This window comes from Mycobacterium sp. 48b (assembly GCF_048282725.1).
Classification (GTDB): domain Bacteria; phylum Actinomycetota; class Actinomycetes; order Mycobacteriales; family Mycobacteriaceae; genus Mycobacterium.
On sequence record NZ_JBLVUL010000001.1, the window covers coordinates 137,831 to 156,666 of the forward strand.

Below are 18,836 nucleotides of genomic sequence, written 5' to 3' on the forward strand. Positions count from 1 at the left end.
AATTTTCGCGTGCGACAAATGTCCGGCGTAGTCATGTGAAGTGACCGCCGACGCTAGGAGGGCAACGGCCATGGGAACCGCTGAACATCCGATCGACAAGAACCCCCGATTTGCCATCGTCGGCTATGCTGCGCGGTTTCCTGGCGCGCCCGACGCTGACGCGTTCTGGGAGGTCTTGAGCGAGGGCCGCGATGCGGTGTCGGAGATACCGGAGGACCGGTGGGACGCCGACGAGTTCTTCGACCCGGAACCGGGCGTTCCCGGCAAGGTGGTGACCCGGCGCGCCGGGTTCGTCGAGGACGTGACCGGCTTCGACGCACCGTTCTTCGGCATGTCGACCCGCGAGGTCCGGTTGATGGACCCGCAACATCGGCTCCTGCTCGAGACGGCTTGGCGCGCGGTGGAGCATTCCGGTACTGCGCCAACAGCTTTGGCCGACACCAACACCGGTGTCTTCGTGGGTCTGGCCACGCATGACTACCTGGGAATGGCATCTGACGAGCTGACCTACCCCGAGATCGAGGCCTACATGGCCATCGGGACGTCGAACGCCGCGGCCGCGGGTCGGATCAGCTACCGGCTGGGGCTGCAGGGCCCGTCGGTCGCCGTCGACACAGCGTGCAGCTCGTCGCTGGTGGCCATCCACCAGGCGTGCCAGGCGCTGCAGCTGGGTGAGTGCGATCTCGCCTTGGCCGGCGGTGCGAATGTCCTGCTCACACCGGCCACCATGATCACGTTCTCCAGCGCTCACATGCTCGCCCCCGATGGCCGCTGCAAGACATTCGACGCCGCAGCGGACGGCTATGTGCGCGGCGAGGGCTGTGGCGTCATCGTCATCAAGCGCCTCGAGGACGCGATCCGGGACGGCGACCGGATTCGGGCCGTGATCCGGGGTAGCGCAATCAACCAAGACGGCGCATCCGGTGGGTTGACGGTGCCGAATGGTGTAGCCCAGCAACGGGTTATCACCGATGCACTGAAACGCGCGAATCTCAAGCCCAGCGAAGTCGGTTATCTCGAAGCGCACGGCACCGGGACTTCGCTGGGAGACCCGATCGAGGCGCAGGCAGCAGGCGCGGTGCTGGGCGCCGGGCGCGAACCCGGCCGGCCGCTGTTGATCGGCTCGGCAAAGACGAACATCGGTCACCTGGAAGCGGCCGCGGGTATCGCGGGCGTCATCAAGGTCATCCTGTCGCTCGAGAACGAGGCCTTGCCGAAGCACCTGCACTTCGAGAACCCCTCACCCCACATTCCGTGGGACCGGCTCGCGGTGGAAGTGGTCAAGGAGTCCATCCCCTGGGAACGCAACGGTGAACCCCGCATCGCGGGGGTCAGCTCGTTCGGGTTCGCCGGGACCAACGCTCACGTCATCCTTGAAGAAGCCCCGGAACCAGCGGCACAGCCGGCGGTGGAGCCGGGCCGGACCGGCCCGTCCGAGAGCAAGCGGTTCAGCATGCTTCCGCTGTCCGCACGGACACCGGACGCGTTGGTGCAGCTCGCAGGCCAATATCGCACCTGGTTGGAGGCACATCCGGAGGCCACCTTGGCGGACGTGTGTCTCACCGCCGGGGTCGGGCGCGCACACCTGGAGCACCGCGCCGCATTGGTGATCAACTCCCGAGAGGCCGCGGTCGAACTGCTCGGTGCACTCGCCGACGACCGGCCGGCACCCGGTCTGGTTCGCGGGGAATCCCATGACACGCCGAAGACCGCGTGGCTGTTCACCGGCCAGGGCAGTCAGTACCCGGGCATGGCCCGCGAGTTGTTCGACACCGAACCGGTGTTCGCCGAGACCCTGACCCGTTGCGCATCGGTGGTCGCCGATGTCCTCGAAAAACCGCTACTGGAAGTCATTTTCGACCTCGACAGCCCGGACGCCGAAGAAACCCTGCGACTGACCTCCTACGCACAGCCCGCACTGTTCGCCCTGGAAATGGGCCTGGCCCGGCTGTGGCAGTCGTGGGGCTTCGAGCCGGACGTGGTGCTCGGTCACAGCGTCGGCCAGTACGCCGCCGCGTGCGTCGCGGGGGTGTTCAGTCTCGAAGACGGCGCCCAGCTCATGGCCGAACGCGGCCGCCTCTTCGGCAGCCTGCCCTCAGGTGGCCGGATGGTCGCCGTGTTCACCGCGGCCGAGCGGGTCGAGAGCCTCACCGACGAGTACCCCTCCCTGTCGGTCGCCGCATACAACGGGGCCAACACCGTGCTGTCCGGGCCCGCGGCCGACCTGGAGAAAGCCGTGGCCGCATTGTCGGCCGACGGCGTGCGGTGTGACTGGCTGGAGACCAGCCACGCATTCCACTCGGCATTGCTCGAACCGATCCTCGACGAGTTCGAGACATACGCGAACCGGTTCACTTTCAAAGCCCCACAACGCATCCTGATCGACAACCGCACCGGCGCAGCCCTGGGCCGCAGCGTCAAGATGGACGGCGCCTACTGGCGTCGACACGCACGCCAACCGGTGGAATTCGCCAAGAGCGTGCGCACCCTCGCCGAGCTGAACTGCAAGGTACTGCTCGAGGTGGGCCCGCGTCCGGTGCTCACCGCGACGGCCCTGGGTGCGTGGCCCGACCCGGCCACCGCACCGCGGGTGATCACCTCGCTGCGGCGGAACACCGCCGACCACCGGCAGATCACCGAAGCCGTCGCCGATGCCTATGTATTGGGCCACCTGCCCGACTTCGGTGCTTTCCGGCAGGCTCATGCGCGAAAGCTGGACCTACCCACCTATCCGTTCGAGCACCGCCAGTACTGGTACCGCGACAATCGTGAAGAGCCCAACCAGCAGCAGCACGTGGCCGCACGTACCCAGGCCATCCGGCTGCTCGAAGACGGCAGGCTCGAGGAACTCGCGGCCCTGCTCAACGGTGCAGACGGTGACGGCCAGACGCTCGCAGTGCTGACCAAGCTTGCGGCGCAACACAACCAACAACGCTCGACCCAGTCCATCGCAGACGACCGCTACGAGTTCCGCTGGGAAAAGGCCGTCACTCCGCTCTCCGGCGCGGAAGCCGGGGAGAGTTCCTGGATCCTCATCGGCGACGAGTCCGAAGCCGTCAAACCGCTGGTGGACACCCTCACCGCACGTGGGCATCGGTACCGCTTCCTCGGGTTGCCTGCCTCCGACGCGGACGAGGCGCAACTCGCGGAGACGTTGCGCGCCGCGGCTAGCGACGATTCGACGCTGCGCATCGTGCATGTCGCCGCGCTTGACGCGGACCCCAATTCCGTTGCTGCGCCTTCGATGAAGTCACTGCTGCGGATCCAACACCAGGTCCTGGCCGGTACTCGACGGCTCTTCCGGGCCGTGGTCGCCGCTGATCTGAGGGCACCGATCTGGCTCGTCACCCGCGGGGCACAACACGTGACCGATGCGGACGCCGTGACCCCGGAGCAGACCGCACTGTGGGGATTCGGCCGGGCCGCGGCTCTCGAGCTTCCTCAGGTGTGGGGTGGTCTCGCCGATCTCGCCGAGGGGACGACGGGCGAATGGTCCGGACTGCTCAGCCGGATCACGACGGCATCCGAATCTGCCGTCAAGGAAGACCAGCTCGCGCTGCGCGGTCAAGACGTCTACGTTCCCCGGCTGGTTCGGCCGGCGGACCTGCCGAGCGGCAAGCCGCTCGAACTGCGGGGTGACGCAACGTATCTGGTGACCGGAGGCCTCGGGTCGATCGGGCTGGAGATCGCCGGGTACCTGGCCGCACACGGCGCCAGGCAACTGGTGCTGACCAGCCGGCGCCAGCCCAGCGACACCGCACAGAAGCGCATCGATGCCCTGCGCGACCAGCACGGCTGTGAAATCAGGGTGGCCACGGCCGATGTCGCCGACGCACACGACGTCGCCCGCCTCCTGGCCGGTGTACGGGCCGACCTGCCTCCGCTGGCGGGCATCGTGCACGCCGCGGGTGAGATCGGCACCACGCCGCTGAGTGAACTCGACGACGCCGAAGTGGACCGGGTGTTTGCCGGGAAGGTCTGGGGCGCCTGGCATCTGAGCGAAGCGGCAGCTGACGACAAGCTCGATTTCTTCATCAGCACCTCCTCGATCGCCTCGGTGTGGGGCGGATTCGGTCAGACCGCCTACAGCGCGGCGAACGCGTTCCTGGACGGGCTGGCCTGGCGCCTGCGCAAGCAGGGCATCGCAGGAACCAGCGTCAACTTCGGCCCCTGGTCGGCCGGCATGGCCGACGCGGAATCACGCGCACGGCTGGAGCAGCGCGGGATCAAGACTTTGTCGCCTTCCGACGCCCTTGCCGGTCTGGCCGATGTCGCAGCGGCCGCGTCGGCGCAGGGCACTGCCCAAGGAGTGACAGCCCGGATCGACTGGGCCCGCTTCCTCCCGCTCTATCAGCAGGCGGGCCGACGGGCCTTCCTGGCCGAACTGGAACGCGAAGTGCCTGCGCAGCTGTCGGGAGCAGCGTCTGCGACCACCGCGTCCGGGAAGACCAAGCTGGTCGAGCAGCTCACGAATGCCCCTGTGCAACAGCGCAAGAAGCTTCTGACCGATTACCTGCGCGACGCCGTGGCGGAGGTGACCCGGGTCGACGCCGCGGAGATCCGTGAGGACGCAGGGTTCTTCGACCTCGGCATGGATTCGCTGATGGCCGTCGAATTGCGCCGCCGCATGGAACAAGGCGTGGGAGCGGAGATCCCCATCACCCTGGTGATGGACTACCCCCGAATCTCCGATGTGGCCGACTACCTGCTCGGCGATGTGCTCGGACTGGTCGAGCAGGCAGCGGAGTCCACGTCCGCACCTCGGTCCACGGCGACCCGCACCGACGATCCGATCGCGATCGTCGCGGTGTCGTGCCGCTTCCCCGGCGCACCCGACCCAGAGGCCTTCTGGGACGTGCTGTCCGGCGGTGTCGATGCGATCCGGGAAGTTCCCGAAGAACGGTTCGACATCGATGAGTTCTTCGATCCGGACCCCGACGCTCCGGGCAAGACCTACACGCGCTTCGGTGGATTCCTCGACGGCATAGACGGATTCGACCCCGAGTTCTTCGGCATCTCTCCGCGCGAGGCGGTCTGGATCGAGCCGCAGCAGCGGCTGATGCTGGAGACGGTCTGGGAAGGTCTGGAACGAGCCGGGTACGCGCCTGCCACGCTGCGCGGCAGCCGGACCGGCGTCTTCGTGGGTGTCGCGGCCAACGAGTACGCGCACCTGCTGTCGTCCGAGCCCATCGACAAGATCGAGCCGCACTTCATCACCGGCAACGCGCTCAATGCCATTTCCGGCCGCGTCGCCTTCGCCCTAGGACTCGAGGGCCCCGCAGTGGCGGTCGACACCGCATGCAGTTCCGCGTTGGTGGCCGTCCATCAGGCTTGCCAGGCACTGCAGTCCGGTGATTGCGATATGGCGTTGGCCGGCGGCGTGAACGTCCTGCTCTCTCCGGTGACCGTGGTCGCCGCATCCCGTGCCCGGATGCTGTCCCCCGTGGGACGGTGTAAGACGTTCGACGCCTCCGCGGACGGCTATGTGCGCAGCGAAGGTTGCGGAATTCTGGTCCTCAAGCGACTGAGCGACGCGGAACGTGACGGCGATCGGATCTGCGCGATCATCCCGAGCAGTGGGGTGAACCAGGACGGCGCGTCGAGCGGTCTGACCGTGCCCAACGGCGGTGCACAGCAACGCCTTATCGGATCCGTACTGGCTCGCGCCGGCCTGAACGGCGGAGACATCGACTACCTCGAGGCACACGGAACTGGCACTCCGCTGGGTGATCCGATCGAGGTGCAGGTGGCCGCAGCCGCCTACAGCGGCTCACGCGACACGGACCGGCCACTGCTGATGGGATCGGTGAAAACCAACATCGGCCACACCGAATCGGCGTCGGGAGCAGCGGGTCTGATCAAGGTCGTGCTGTCACTGCAGCACGAGACGCTGCCGCAGAGCCTGCATTTCGACAATCCCTCGCCGCACATCCCGTGGGACTCGCTGCCGGTGCGGGTCGTCGACAAGGCGATTCCGTGGCAGGCCAACGGCAGGCCGCGGCGGGCCGGCGTGAGCTCCTTCGGGTTCACCGGCACGAACGCCCACGTGCTGGTCGAGGAGGCGCCCACGCCACCGGCACCGGCGCCGGCCGGCGACGACCTCGCCGATGGGGATCTCACCCGGGACGCCGCGCCGGATGCGGTGGTGGACGCCGAGCCCGAACAGGTGAATGTGCTGACGCTGTCCGCACGGTCACCAGAGGCGCTCGTCGCGTTGGCGAAGCGTTACGGAACGTGGCTGACCGCCCATCCGGACGCCGACCTCGCGGACTTGTGCCTCACCGCGGGCACGGGCCGTTCACATTTCGAGCACCGCGCCGCGCTGGTGGTGGACTCGGTCGACGACGCGCGCATCTACCTGGAAGACCTGGCCGAGAACCGCACACGGCCCGGCGTCGTGCGCGGCGAGCACCTCAACCACCCGACCACGGCGTGGTTGTTCACCGGCCAGGGCAGCCAGTACCCGGGAATGGCTCGTGAACTGTTCGACTCCGAACCGGTTTTCGCGGAAACCGTGAAACGCTGCGCAGACGCGGTCAAGGACATCCTGCCGAACCCGCTGCTCGAGGTCATTTTCGCGACCGATCGCGAGACGGGCGGCAAGGCCGGAGAGACGTTGCGGCACACGTCCTTTGCGCAGCCGGCGATCTTCGCCGTCGAGATGGGCCTGGCTCGGTTGTGGCAGTCGTGGGGCATCGAGCCCGACGTGGTGCTCGGGCACAGCGTGGGCCAGTACGCCGCGGCATGCGTGGCCGGAGTGTTCAGCCTCGAGGACGGCGCCCGGCTGATGGCCGAGCGCGGCCGGCTGTTCGGCAGCCTGCCCGAAGGCGGACGAATGGTGGCGGTGTTCGCCGACCCCAAGCAGGTCGAGCAGATCGCCGGCGAGTTCCCGCGGGTGTCGGTCGGCGCCTACAACGGGCCCAACACCGTGCTGTCGGGTCCGGGCGAGGATCTCGAACAGATCGTCGAGAAGTTCGGCGACGAGGGAATCCGCTGCACCTGGCTGGAGACGAGTCACGCCTTCCACTCGGAACTGTTGGACCCGGTGCTCGACGAATTCGAGTCGTACGCAGCGCAGTTGCAGTTCGCCACCCCGACATTGCCTCTGGTCTGCAACCGCACCGGCAGCGTGCTCACGGCCCAGACCCCGCTCGACGCCCAGTACTGGCGCCGGCACTCACGTCAACCGGTGCAGTTCGCCGAGAGCGTGCGCACCGTGGCGGCTCTGGGTTGCTCGGTGTTGATGGAGATCGGCCCGCAGCCCGTGTTGACCGGTGCGGCAGTCCAGGTCTGGCCGGAGCACCTTCCGGCGCCGCGCGCGATCGTCTCGATGCGTAAGGGTGTCGCCGACCGGCGCCAGATCGCCGACGCGTTGGCTTCGGCCTACGTCGGCGGTCACCGGCCCGACTTCGCCGCGATGCATCGCCGGCCCCGTCGCCGGCTGGAATTGCCGACCTACCCGTTCCAGCGGCGCCGCTTCTGGCCCAAGGGCGGCGGTATCACCGCCGACGTGAACGGTGCAGTGGGCTCGGGGATTCTGGGCAGTGGGAAGGATCTCGCCTCCGGCGATTCGGTCTACACCAGCCGGTTGTCGGTCAAATCCCAACCGTGGCTTGCCGACCACGTCATCTACGGCACCGTCGTCGTCCCCGGGGCGACGTACGCAGCCATGGCCCTGGCCGCGGTCGGTACACCGGCGCGGGCAAAGGACGTGTTCTTCTACGAGCCGATCATCCTGCCCGAGAAGAGCTCTCGCGAGGTGCAGCTGACGCTGCACCCGCTGGACGACGGCGATGGCTGGAAGTTCCAGGTGCACAGCCGTCCGTACGGGGACCGGGGCGCCGACTGGGCGCTGAACGCCGAGGGCACCGTGGTGAGCGGTCTCGATGACGCGACCGAGGCGCCGGTGTCAGAGGACGATCCGGTCGACGAAGCGATCGAACGCATGAACCGGATGCGTCCGCAGGAACTGTTCGAGACCTTCGCCGACCTGGAACTGTCGTGGGGACCGAACTGGTCCGGTTCACTGAAGTCGCTGTGGCTCGGTGAGGGTGAGGCGATCGGCGACGTCCTCGTCGGCGCAGAACTCGCCGAACAACTCGGAACCGAACCGATGCACCCGGTGCTGATGGATCTGTGCACCGGTGTCGCCTTCCCGGCGTTCCCGGCCCTGCTCGCCGCCGAACAGGGCGTGAACGACCTGTTCCTGCCGCTGCGGTACGGGCAGGTGACGCTGAAGGAGAAGATGCCACGGCGGTTCTACTGCCGGGCGAAGTGGCACGAGAGCGCCCTGGACAGCGAGACCCAGGTCTTCGATCTCGACTACCTCGACCGGGACGGCCGTTATCTCGGCGGGATCCGGGAGTTCACGGTCAAGCGGGCACCTCGAGAAGCGTTGCTGCGTGGCCTCGGTGGTGACGCCACCCGGCTGCTGTACTCGCTCAGCTGGGCCGAGGTTCCGGTACCGGCAGTCGAAGAGGGTGCGGCCGAAAATGTCGGCGGCACCTGGCTGATCGCCGGGTTCGACGACCTTGCCGCCAAGGTCCCGGGCTGCATCCCGTTCGATCGGAACAACGGTCAGCAGTTGGGAGAGGTGCTGGCAGAAGCCAAGGAGCGCGGCCTGCCGTTCTCCGGTGTCGTGTGGCGCGCCGGCGCACCGAGTGCAGAAGAATCGAGCGCTGACAGCCAGGCTCGACTCGAGACCGAGATCGCCAACCTGCTCGGCGCGGTACACACCGTGCAAGGCGGAGAGGTCAAGCTGCCCGGCGGACTCTGGATCGTCACCGAACGGGCTGTCGCCACCGAATCAGGCGAGCCGGTCGACCCGGTACAGGCAGCGCTGTGGGGATTCGGCCGCACCACGATCAACGAGGAACCGGCGCTGCGCGCCAAGCTCGTCGACTGCGACGGATCACCCGAGGCAGTGCAGGCCGTGGCGAATCTGTTGGCCAACCCGGTCGAGGAGCCCGAAATCGCCGTGCGGCAGGGCAAGCTGCTGGCCTCCCGGCTGCTGCCGTGGTCGCGCAGCGGGCATCTCACGGTGCCGCGCGGGAGTGACTACGTCCTGGCGCCCACCGAGCGTGGTGCCATCGACAACCTGCGGATCACCGAGAAGGAGGTGCCTGCGCCGGACGAGGGTTATGTCCAGGTGCGGGTGGAGGCCGCGGGCCTCAACTTCCGCGACGTGCTCAACGTGCTGGGCCTGTACCCGGGCGATCCCGGACCGATCGGCGGTGATTTCGCCGGTGTCGTCACGCAATTGGGCGAGGGTGCCACCGGAGTCGAGGTGGGCCAGCGGGTCTACGGCTCCATGCAGGGCGCTTTCTCCAGCCGGTTCAATGTGCCCGCCCAGTTCCTGGCGCCGATCCCCGACGGGGTCAGCGCAGTCGAGGCCGCCACGATTCCCGCCGCGGCGCTCACGGTCCGGTTGGCGTTCGACTGGGCACAGCTGAAGCCGGGCGACAAGGTGCTCATCCACGCCGCCAGCGGTGGTGTCGGGCTGGCGGCCATCCAGATGGCCCAGCAGTTCGGGGCCGAGGTGTTCGCCACCGCCAGCACCTTCAAGCGCGCAACGCTGCGCAAGCTGGGCGTCAAGTACGTCTACGACTCGCGGACAACGGACTTCGCCGATCAGATCCTGGCGGACACCGACGGCGCCGGCGTGGACGTGGTGCTCAACAGCCTGACGAGCGAGGGCTTCATCGAGGCGACACTGAAGGCCACCGCCCAGAAGGGCCGCTTCGCCGAGATCGCCAAGCGCGACATCTGGTCACCGGAGAAGATGGCCGAGGTCCGACCCGATATCGACTACGAGATCGTCGCGTTGGACACGGTGATGTTCACCGAACCCGATCGCATTCGCGACCTGCTCACCGAGGTGTCCGACGGACTGGCCCCGGCTGACGGCGAGGGCAAGTGGAAGCCGTTGCCTGCCGAGATCTACCCGCTGACCGAGGCGAGGGCCGCATTCCGACGCATGCAGCAGGCGCGGCACATCGGCAAGATCGTGGTGCAGATCCCGAATCCGCTGCAGCCCAAGGCTGATCGGACCTATCTGATCACCGGCGGCCTCGGTGCGATCGGTCTGCACACCGCGGCGTATCTGGCCCAGCTCGGTGCCGGCGACATCGTCCTGACCAGCCGCCGTGCGCCCGATGCGGACGCCCAACGGTTGATCGACGAGATCACCGAGCGGTACAAGACCCGCATCCACGTCTTCGCCGCCGATGTGGGCGAAGAGTCCGAGGTGGCGAAGCTCCTCGACCGGATTCGTACGGAATTGCCCCCGCTGGCCGGTGTGGCACATCTCGCGGGTGTACTCGACGACGCACTGCTGGGCCAGCAGAGTGTGGAGCGATTCCGGACCACGCTGGCGCCCAAGGCCTTCGGTGCCGAGTACCTGGACAGGCTGACGAAGGACGACGAGCTGGACTTCTTCGTCGTGTCCTCCTCGGTGTCCAGCTTGTTCGGTTCACCGGGCCAGTCCAACTACGCGACGGCCAATGCGTTGCTCGACGGCCTGATCGCGCAGCGCAGGGCTCAGGGCCTGCCGGCCACGGGGATCAACTTCGGTCCCTGGGGTCAGGGCGGCATGGCCTCCTCGGAGGCGGCGACCGCGAACATCAGTGCACAGGGCCTGATTCCGCTGGAGCCGTCGGCAGCGCTCGCCGCCCTTGCCGAGGTCATCGCCAACGGAACCGGCCAGGCCACCGTCATCAAGGCGAACTGGCAGCGGGCCGCGAAGGTGCTGGGCAGTCAGCGGCCACCGATTCTCGACCTGGTGTTGCCGAGTGCTGTCGGTGAGGTCGTCGGTGACAGCGAGGTTCTCAAGCAGCTGCTCGAGATCCCGGTGCCGCAGCGTGCCGGGTTCGTGACCGAGTTCCTGCAGAAGGAGGTGCAGAACTTCCTGCGGCTCGCCTCACCGCCGGCTGCCACCAGCCGCTTCCTGGATCTCGGCACGGACTCACTGATGGCGATCGAACTTCGCAACCGGCTGCACACGCAGTTCGGCGGCAAGTTCACGCTCAACGCGACCGCCGTGTTCGACTACCCGACGATCGGCGGCCTCGCCGAGTACCTCGTCGGGCAGCTACCGGACGCGGAATCGACTGAGGCACCGACGGAGGCCGCGGAAGCGCCGGCGGAATCACCGGAGGCTTCACAGCAGGAGGCTCCGGCGGAGTCAACTGCCGAGGCGCAGACAGTTCCGGAATCGGCACCGGTGGAGGCGGAACCCGCTGCCGTCACAAAAGACTGAGGTTCACGCGAGCACACGCTGCGGTACCCGAGAACGCTGATTTTCGGGTACCGCGGCTGGGCCCCTCCCGCTTGCGGGGACTTCTCGTCGGAGAGAACGCAAGTCGTCAGGCCATACCGGCTGCCGCACCCCGCTCGACGTGCACCGGAATGTCGTCCGCCCACGGCTGGTTGACCGCCATGTCGTCGACATCGACGTAGCCACGCTCGAATTCGCCGGTCGCTGCGTCGACGAGCCGGTACCGCTGCCGCTTGATGTGAATCGGTTGCGAATCGAGGATCACCACGCGGATCTCGCCCGGTTCGAATCCACAACGCTGCTGCATGGCTTCGATCAGGCACTCGTTGTGCATATGGCCGTCACCGAAGTTCCACCCGAGCAGCATCGCGCAGACCTGTTCACCCTCACACAGGTTGTACTCGGACTCGGGACGGCCGGCCATCGCCCGGTGCGCCAAGGTGAACAATGCCCGGCCGTGGGTGTTCATGCCGCGGAAAGCGTAGCCCAGATACATGACGATCAGCGGTGATTCGTCGTCGCCGTACAACCGTTTCAGCTGATGGTGATACATCGGGCCGAGCGCACGCGCGCCCGTGCGCAACTTCTCGTCGGCCGACGGCTTCACACACCACACGGTGGTGTCCCAGTTGCCTGCGTAGTACCGCATGCCGGGCAGGAACGAAACCTTGGCCGGAAACAGGTTTCCGAGCACCACGACGCCGGCGAGGACCGCGAACAGCACGGCCACCGGCCACGGGTTCGCGACGTCGGACAGCCCGAGGTGCGCGTGGCCGACGAAGATCCACAGCACCCCGAAGATCATGAAGACGTTCCATTCGAGCGGAACACCCATGGGGAACGACAGCAGAATGTTCAGGTGGAACACGACCATCACGAACGCCGCGATCGCCGTGGGCCAGCCGCCATGGGAGAAGAACAGCACCAGGGGGACCAGCCCCTCCACCGCCGTCGAGAAGTGCGCGATGGTCGCGGCAGCCCGACTGGGCCGTAGGTCGTCGGGATACTGCTTGAACATCGACCGCTTGAGGAAGCCGCGGGGGACGAACGGGTTGTTCGCCAGCATCGTCGAGATCACGAACGGGAAATGCACATTGAGCTTGCTGGTGGCCGCGCCCAGCCAGATGACCAGGAAAACCACCTTGGCGCCGACGACGATGTCCGCACCGGCGAACAGGAAGACCAATGCCAGCGGCGCGTACACCTCACCGCGGGCGGCAAGAAAGATCACCTTGTCCCGCACGCCGAGCACGGCCAGGACCGACAGAACCGCGACGGTCTGCCACCACGGCAGTACACCGATCGTGCTGTCCAAGACCGGGATCGGACCGGTGCCGTCGGACACCAGGGCGATCACGAGCAATGCGAGCAGAGCAGCGTACAACGCCGCGTCGACCGGAGATCTGTTGTTGCCCTTGGTAAACGGCACCCGGTCCGGCCACGGCGGCAGCCGGACGGTGCCCGGCCGCAACCAGTACAGGATCGACCCCATCAGCGGGAAGTAGCGGCCGGCCATCGGCCCGAAGCAGCAGCCGAGACCCACCACCTCGAACAACATGGTGTAGAGCACCGCCTTCTGGAAGACGATCGGCTCCAACCACCACGACGCGACGTTCGTGAAACCGTCGATGCCCCGCGTCGACAGTGCGAACAACCACGCGCCCAGGACGTACAGCACGATCTTCACGCCGTACATCAGCGGCATCACCAGCGGTGTGCCGAAACCGTTCTCGGCGATGTGGCGCGCCATCGGAACGATCCGCTCGGCGCGCGTGCCCGTGCGCCATTCGGCGATGTCGACCACCGGCAGGTTCGGCTGGAGAAACCCCATGCCGGAATGTTCCGCTTCAGTCGATGATTGCGCGGCGCTTTGGGTTTGGGCAGCGACCCGTTGTTTGCGTCAGCAAGCGCGCTCGCCGGCCGGGTCGGTCAAATCCAGCGGGTGGCCTCGACCTCGGCAGGCAGCGGCGGGTGCAGCGGCACGTCGAGTCCGTCGTAGATACCGGGCTTCTGTGTGGCCAGCCAGTCGATCGCGCCGAGCAGGCGGTTGGCCGCGGTGGTGTTGCCGCCGTCGGCGCGGGTGCCACCGGGCACGTCGGCACGCACCACGATGCTCAGTTGCGGGTCGCCGTCGACGATCACCCGGTGGTCGCCGACCCCTTCGTCCGGCTGCGGCCAGTCCGGCGCACAGGACGGGTCGATGCGGGTGATGTGCTCGATGACCACCCGCTCGACACCGTCGGCCCATCCGATGACCTGGAGGCGGAACGCACCCTGCGTTCCGGCCTCGAACCGGCCCATGACGTTGTCGACGGCCTCGGTCAGCGGCAGCCGCTCGACCGTCTCGGTGATCTCGTCGATCTCCAGACCCAGCCCGCGGCCGATCAACCGCACATTCCCACCCCACACCATGGTCGGGATGGACGGCAGCAACATCATCGGCGTCTCGTCCATCGACCCGCCGAAACCACACAGCACCCGCACCGAATGCGGCTGGTTGTAGGTGGAGTAGTCGAAGATCTCCTGACACCGGATGGTGCGGATCCGGGTACACAATCCGGCCGCGATCACCGCCAGTGCGTCGTTGCCCCAGCCCGGGTCCACGCCGCTGACCAGAAGCGCGGAGTTTCCGGCCACCGCGGCGTCGGTGAGTCGCTCGACCCACTCCGCCGGAGCCGAGGCCGGGTCGTAGAGCGAGTACAGCGACGGTGTCACCACCTGTTTGCCCGCGCGCAGGCAGCGCTCTATCTCGGCGACGGCCTCCTCGGGACGGATGTCGCCGGAGGACATATAGGCGACGGCGTCGCACTGGGCGAGCGCCGCGTCCACGTCGGTGGTGGCGGTGACACCGGTGGGCCCGTCGAGCTTGGCGAATGTCGCGGCGTCACGACCAGCCTTGTCCGGAGATGACGTGATGACTGCAGCCAGTTCCAGCCCAGGAAATCCCGTGGCCGACCTGATGGCCGTCGCACCCATGTTCCCCGTGCCCCACACCGCGATTCGACGCATCCGCCCACCTTAGTGGCGATATTCGTGAGGATAGTCACATTGCGCTAAAACCGCTGGCCAGAGGCGTTTTCACTGAGGAGTACAAAGCTCGATCAACCACTGGGTTGGTTAGCTTTCAGAAATTGCTCAGAGTCTCTTTGCGTTGAAGTTACTGAACGGTATAGTTAGCCGCAGTTACTGGTGGGTAACTTATCCAAAGTACCCAACCTCAGGTGGCATTCCACAAGGAGGAAAAGTGAGCCACTACAAGAGCAATGTCCGTGACCAGGTCTTTAACCTGTTCGACGTGTTCGGCATCGACAAGGTGTTCGGCACCGGCAAGTTTGCGGATCTCGATCAGGATTCGGCTCGCGAGATGCTCGCGGAGATCGCCCGACTGGCCGAGGGACCCATCGCCGAGTCGTTCGCCGACGGCGACCGCAACCCTCCCGTCTTCGATCCCAAGACCCATAGCGTCACGCTGCCGGAGTCGTTCAAGAAGTCGATGCGCGCCCTCCTCGAGGGTGGCTGGGACAAGGTCGGCCTCTCCGAGGAACTCGGCGGTATGCCGGTGCCGCGTGCCCTGCAGTGGGCGCTGATCGAGCACATCCTCGGCGCCAACCCCGCGGCCTACATGTACGCGATGGGCGCGGGCATGTGCGAGATCTTCTACAACAACGCCACTGAAGAGCAGAAGAAGTGGGCAGTGCTGGGCGCCGAGCGCGGCTGGGGCGCCACCATGGTGCTCACCGAGCCCGACGCCGGTTCCGACGTGGGCGCCGGCCGCACCAAGGCCGTCCAGCAGGAGGATGGCTCCTGGCACATCGACGGCGTGAAGCGGTTCATCACGTCCGCCGACTCCGACGATATGTTCGAGAACATCATGCACCTGGTGCTGGCCCGCCCCGAGGGCGCAGGCCCGGGCACCAAGGGTCTGTCGCTGTTCTTCGTACCCAAGTTCCTCTTCGACTTCGAGACCGGTGAGCTGGGCGAGCGCAACGGCGCCTTCGTCACCAACGTCGAGCACAAGATGGGCCTGAAGGTCTCCACCACCTGTGAGCTGACCTTCGGTCAGCACGGCGTTCCCGCCAAGGGCTGGCTGGTCGGCGAGGTGCACAACGGCATCGCGCAGATGTTCGACGTCATCGAGCAGGCCCGAATGATGGTGGGTACCAAGGCCATCGCAACCCTGTCGACCGGTTACCTGAACGCCCTCGAGTACGCCAAGGAGCGCGTCCAGGGTGCCGACCTGACCCAGATGATGGACAAGGCCGCCCCGCGCGTCACCATCACCCATCACCCCGACGTGCGCCGGTCCCTGATGACCCAGAAGGCCTACGCCGAGGGCATGCGCGCCGTCTACCTCTACACCGCGACCTTCCAGGACGAGGACGTTGCCAAGGCCGTCCACGGGGTGGAGCCCGAGCTGGCCCACAAGGTCAACGACCTGCTGCTGCCGATCGTCAAGGGCTGCGGCTCCGAACGGGCCTTCGTCCTGCTGGGCCAGGAGTCGCTGCAGACCTTCGGTGGCTCCGGCTTCCTGCAGGACTACCCGCTCGAGCAGTACGTCCGCGACTCGAAGATCGACTCGCTCTACGAGGGCACCACCGCCATCCAGGCGCAGGACTTCTTCTTCCGCAAGATTGTCCGCGACAAGGGCCAGGCGCTGGCATTCGTGGCCGGCGAGATCGAGCAGTTCATCAAGAACGAGACCGGCAACGGACGCCTCAAGACCGAGCGCGAGCTGCTGGGCACCGCACTGGCCGACGTCCAGGGCATGGCCGCCACCCTCACCGGCTACCTGATGGCCGCGCAGGAGGATGCCGCCAGCATCTACAAGGTGGGCCTCGGTTCGGTCCGCTTCCTGATGTCGGTCGGCGACCTGCTCCTCGGCTGGCTGCTGGCCCGCCAGGCCGCGGTGGCGATCGAGAAGCTCGACGCCGGCGCCACGGGCGAGGAGCGCAGCTACCTCGAGGGCAAGATCGGCGCCGCGTCGTTCTTCGCCAAGAACATGCTGCCGCTGCTCACCAGCACCCGTCAGGTCATCGAGACCCTCGACAACGAGGTGATGGAGCTCGACGAGGCTGCGTTCTAAGAAGTTCGAAGTCAAACGCCCCCGGGTCACCCCGGGGGCGTTTGTCTTTGATGCACCGGGTGGAGACACGACCGCCAACGGGTATTCCCGGACTGTGCCCACAGAGTTGACGAATTGGTTCCTCACGAAGGAGGAACGCGGCAATCCGGACACCTCGTTGCCGGACTGGTGTGCCGGCAACCGGGTCGAAGCGCTGATCCATGGCGCGACCTACTTCGATCGGTTGGCCGCCGAGGTGAGCGAGATGCGGCGGGGCGACCATCTGTTCTTCACCGACTGGCGCGGCGACCCCGACGAACGGATGCGCGATGACGGACCCACCATCGCCCAGCTGTTCTGCCAGGCGGCAGAGCGTGGCGTTGTCGTCAAGGGCCTGATGTGGCGCTCGCACCTGGACCGATTCGCCTACAGCGAGGAGGAGAACCGGCATCTCGGTGACGTGATCGAGGCGGCGGGTGGGGAGGTGCTGCTCGACCAACGGGTGCGCATCGGCGGTTCCCATCACCAAAAGCTCGTCGTACTGCGCCATCCCGGCGCACCTGAACGCGACGTCGCCTTCGCCGGCGGTATCGACCTGTGCCACTCGCGGCGCGACGACGCCGACCATCATGGGGACCCACAGCCGATGCGGATGGCCCGCCAGTACGGCGAACACCCACCGTGGCACGACGTCCAGCTACGCATCCAAGGACCGGCGGTCGGCTCGCTGGACTTCACGTTCCGGGAGCGCTGGACCGACCCGGCACCGTTGGACATGCTGTCGCCGATCGCCTGGATCGCCGATAAACTTCGCGGCTCCGACCTGAGCGCCGGTACATTGCCGCCGCAGCCGCCCGATCCCCCACCCTGCGGCCGACAGGCGGTGCAGGTACTGCGGACCTATCCCGATGCCCACTTCGAGTACGCGTTTGCCCCGCGCGGTGAGCGCAGCGTGGCACGTGGGTACACGAAAGCCGTGCAGCGGGCCAGGAGCCTGATCTACCTCGAAGACCAGTACCTGTGGTCCAAGCAGGTTTCGCAGTTGTTCGCCGACGCGTTGGCGAACAACCCTTACCTACATCTGATCGCGGTGGTGCCGCGACACCCCGATGTCGATGGCCGCTTGGCCCTGCCACCCAACCAGGTGGGCCGCCAGCAGGCCATCGAGACGTGCCGCGCCGCCGACCCCCGGCGGGTACATATCTTCGATGTCGAAAACCACATGGGGACACCGGTTTACGTACACGCAAAAGTGTGTGTGATCGACGATGTCTGGGCCTGCGTCGGCAGCGACAACTTCAACCGGCGGTCCTGGACGCACGACAGCGAGTTGTCGTGCGCAGTACTCGACGACACCCGCGACCAACGTGAACCCCATGACCCGGCGGGCCGCGGTGATGGCGCCCGAGTGTTCGCCCGCAACCTCCGGATGCGGCTGCTCGCCGAACATCTCGATCTCGCCGCCCACGACGACGTCGACCTGATCGATCCAGCGGCAGCGGTCGAGGCCGTAACGGCATCGGCGCAGGCGCTGCAGGACTGGCACGACGGCGGGCGGACCGGCCCGCGCCCGCCCGGGCGCCTCCGGCCGCATCAACCCGAGCGTCTCGGCCGGCTCACCCAGGCGTGGGCCAAACCGGCGTACCGCGCCGTCTACGACCCCGACGGGCGGTCTTACCGCGACCGGCTACGCCAGCGCTGGTAGAGCGGTGGCCAAGCCCAACGTCGGGTTGTGTCTCGAATTCGGCCGAAACATGGGACATCAGCCAACATTCGGCGGATGACAGACTGAACGCATGACCGAAGCCCGCGGCATCCTGCTGGTCGTCTCGCTGATGGCGACGACAGCGCTGACCCTCGCTCTGGGGATCACCGATCCGGCCGCACCCATGTCGTACCCGACCAAGTTCCTGGTGTGGAACCTGGTGCTGGCGTGGATTCCGATGGTCGTCGCGATCGCGTTCGATCTGGTCGAGCGCCGGCTGTGGTTGCTGCCGCTGGGGCTGGCCTGGTTGGCGTTCCTGCCCAACGCGCCGTATCTGGTGACCGATCTGGTCCACCTCGGCGAGGGATACGAGCTGTGGCGCCACGTGTTGCAGTACGGATTCGCCGCGTGGACCGGGATTCTGCTGGGGGTCGTGTCGCTGCTGTTGGTACATCAACGCCTCGACGACGAGTTCGGCGCGTTCTGGGGCTGGCTGGCCGTCGTGCTGTCGGTTGCGGCGTGCGCGGTGGGTGTGGTCATCGGCCGGTTCCAGCGATGGAACTCCTGGGATCTGGTAACCCAGCCGGATGCGGTGGTCGCGGCGACGTTCGACTGGATGCGCTCACCGCTGTCCTACGTGCAGTCGACCGGGGTGGCGATAGCTGTCGCTGCGTTCTTCGGGCTGGCGTACCTGACAGTCTGGGCACTCAACGGGCTGAATGTGCGCAGATAGTGTTCTGATCGTTATCGAGGTTTGTCCCATTCGCCACATGGGTAACTTCTGTATCAGCGGA

General features: G+C 66.7%; 6 protein-coding genes. 4 read left to right on the forward strand and 2 right to left on the reverse strand.

Annotated elements, in window-relative coordinates; all coding sequences use genetic code 11:
• Window positions 1-70 precede the first annotated feature (70 nt).
• Entirely contained in the window at window positions 71-11,257 is an 11,187-nt protein-coding gene (locus ACNQR1_RS00700) for a type I polyketide synthase (RefSeq protein ID WP_418043246.1), read from the forward strand.
• A 106-nt stretch (window positions 11,258-11,363) separates the two neighbouring features.
• Here ACNQR1_RS00700 and ACNQR1_RS00705 read toward each other — a convergent pair whose 3' ends face one another.
• Together ACNQR1_RS00705 and ACNQR1_RS00710 are read right to left on the reverse strand one after the other, a co-directional pair.
• Window positions 11,364-13,106 (reverse strand): DUF3556 domain-containing protein, encoded by a 1,743-nt coding sequence (locus tag ACNQR1_RS00705; protein WP_418043247.1) that lies wholly within the window; start codon window positions 13,104-13,106, stop codon window positions 11,364-11,366.
• Window positions 13,107-13,204: 98 nt separating this feature from the next.
• Window positions 13,205-14,284 (reverse strand): dihydrodipicolinate reductase, encoded by a 1,080-nt coding sequence (locus ACNQR1_RS00710; protein ID WP_418043248.1) that lies wholly within the window; start codon window positions 14,282-14,284, stop codon window positions 13,205-13,207.
• Between the two features lie 235 nt (window positions 14,285-14,519).
• On the opposite strand from ACNQR1_RS00710, the gene ACNQR1_RS00715 reads away from it, so the two are divergent.
• The 3 genes from ACNQR1_RS00715 (at window position 14,520) to ACNQR1_RS00725 (ending at window position 18,775) form a co-directional block, all read left to right on the forward strand.
• Window positions 14,520-16,358, forward strand: coding sequence for an acyl-CoA dehydrogenase (locus ACNQR1_RS00715; protein WP_418043249.1), 1,839 nt, complete (start codon window positions 14,520-14,522; stop codon window positions 16,356-16,358).
• 94 nt (window positions 16,359-16,452) lie between these two features.
• Complete coding sequence (locus ACNQR1_RS00720) at window positions 16,453-18,042, forward strand: phospholipase D-like domain-containing protein (protein WP_418043251.1); 1,590 nt, start codon at window positions 16,453-16,455, stop codon at window positions 18,040-18,042.
• Window positions 18,043-18,133: 91 nt separating this feature from the next.
• Window positions 18,134-18,775 carry a DUF1361 domain-containing protein gene (locus tag ACNQR1_RS00725; protein ID WP_418043253.1) on the forward strand — a complete coding sequence of 214 codons (642 nt, stop codon included), beginning with the start codon at window positions 18,134-18,136 and terminating at the stop codon, window positions 18,773-18,775.
• Window positions 18,776-18,836 lie beyond the last annotated feature (61 nt).

Coding starts and splice junctions, on each gene's coding strand:
- ACNQR1_RS00700 (WP_418043246.1), top strand. CDS start 71: ATGGGAACCGCTGAACATCCGATCGACAAGAACCCCCGATTTGCCATC.
- ACNQR1_RS00705 (WP_418043247.1), bottom strand. CDS start 13,106: ATGGGGTTTCTCCAGCCGAACCTGCCGGTGGTCGACATCGCCGAATGG.
- ACNQR1_RS00710 (WP_418043248.1), bottom strand. CDS start 14,284: ATGCGTCGAATCGCGGTGTGGGGCACGGGGAACATGGGTGCGACGGCC.
- ACNQR1_RS00725 (WP_418043253.1), top strand. CDS start 18,134: ATGACCGAAGCCCGCGGCATCCTGCTGGTCGTCTCGCTGATGGCGACG.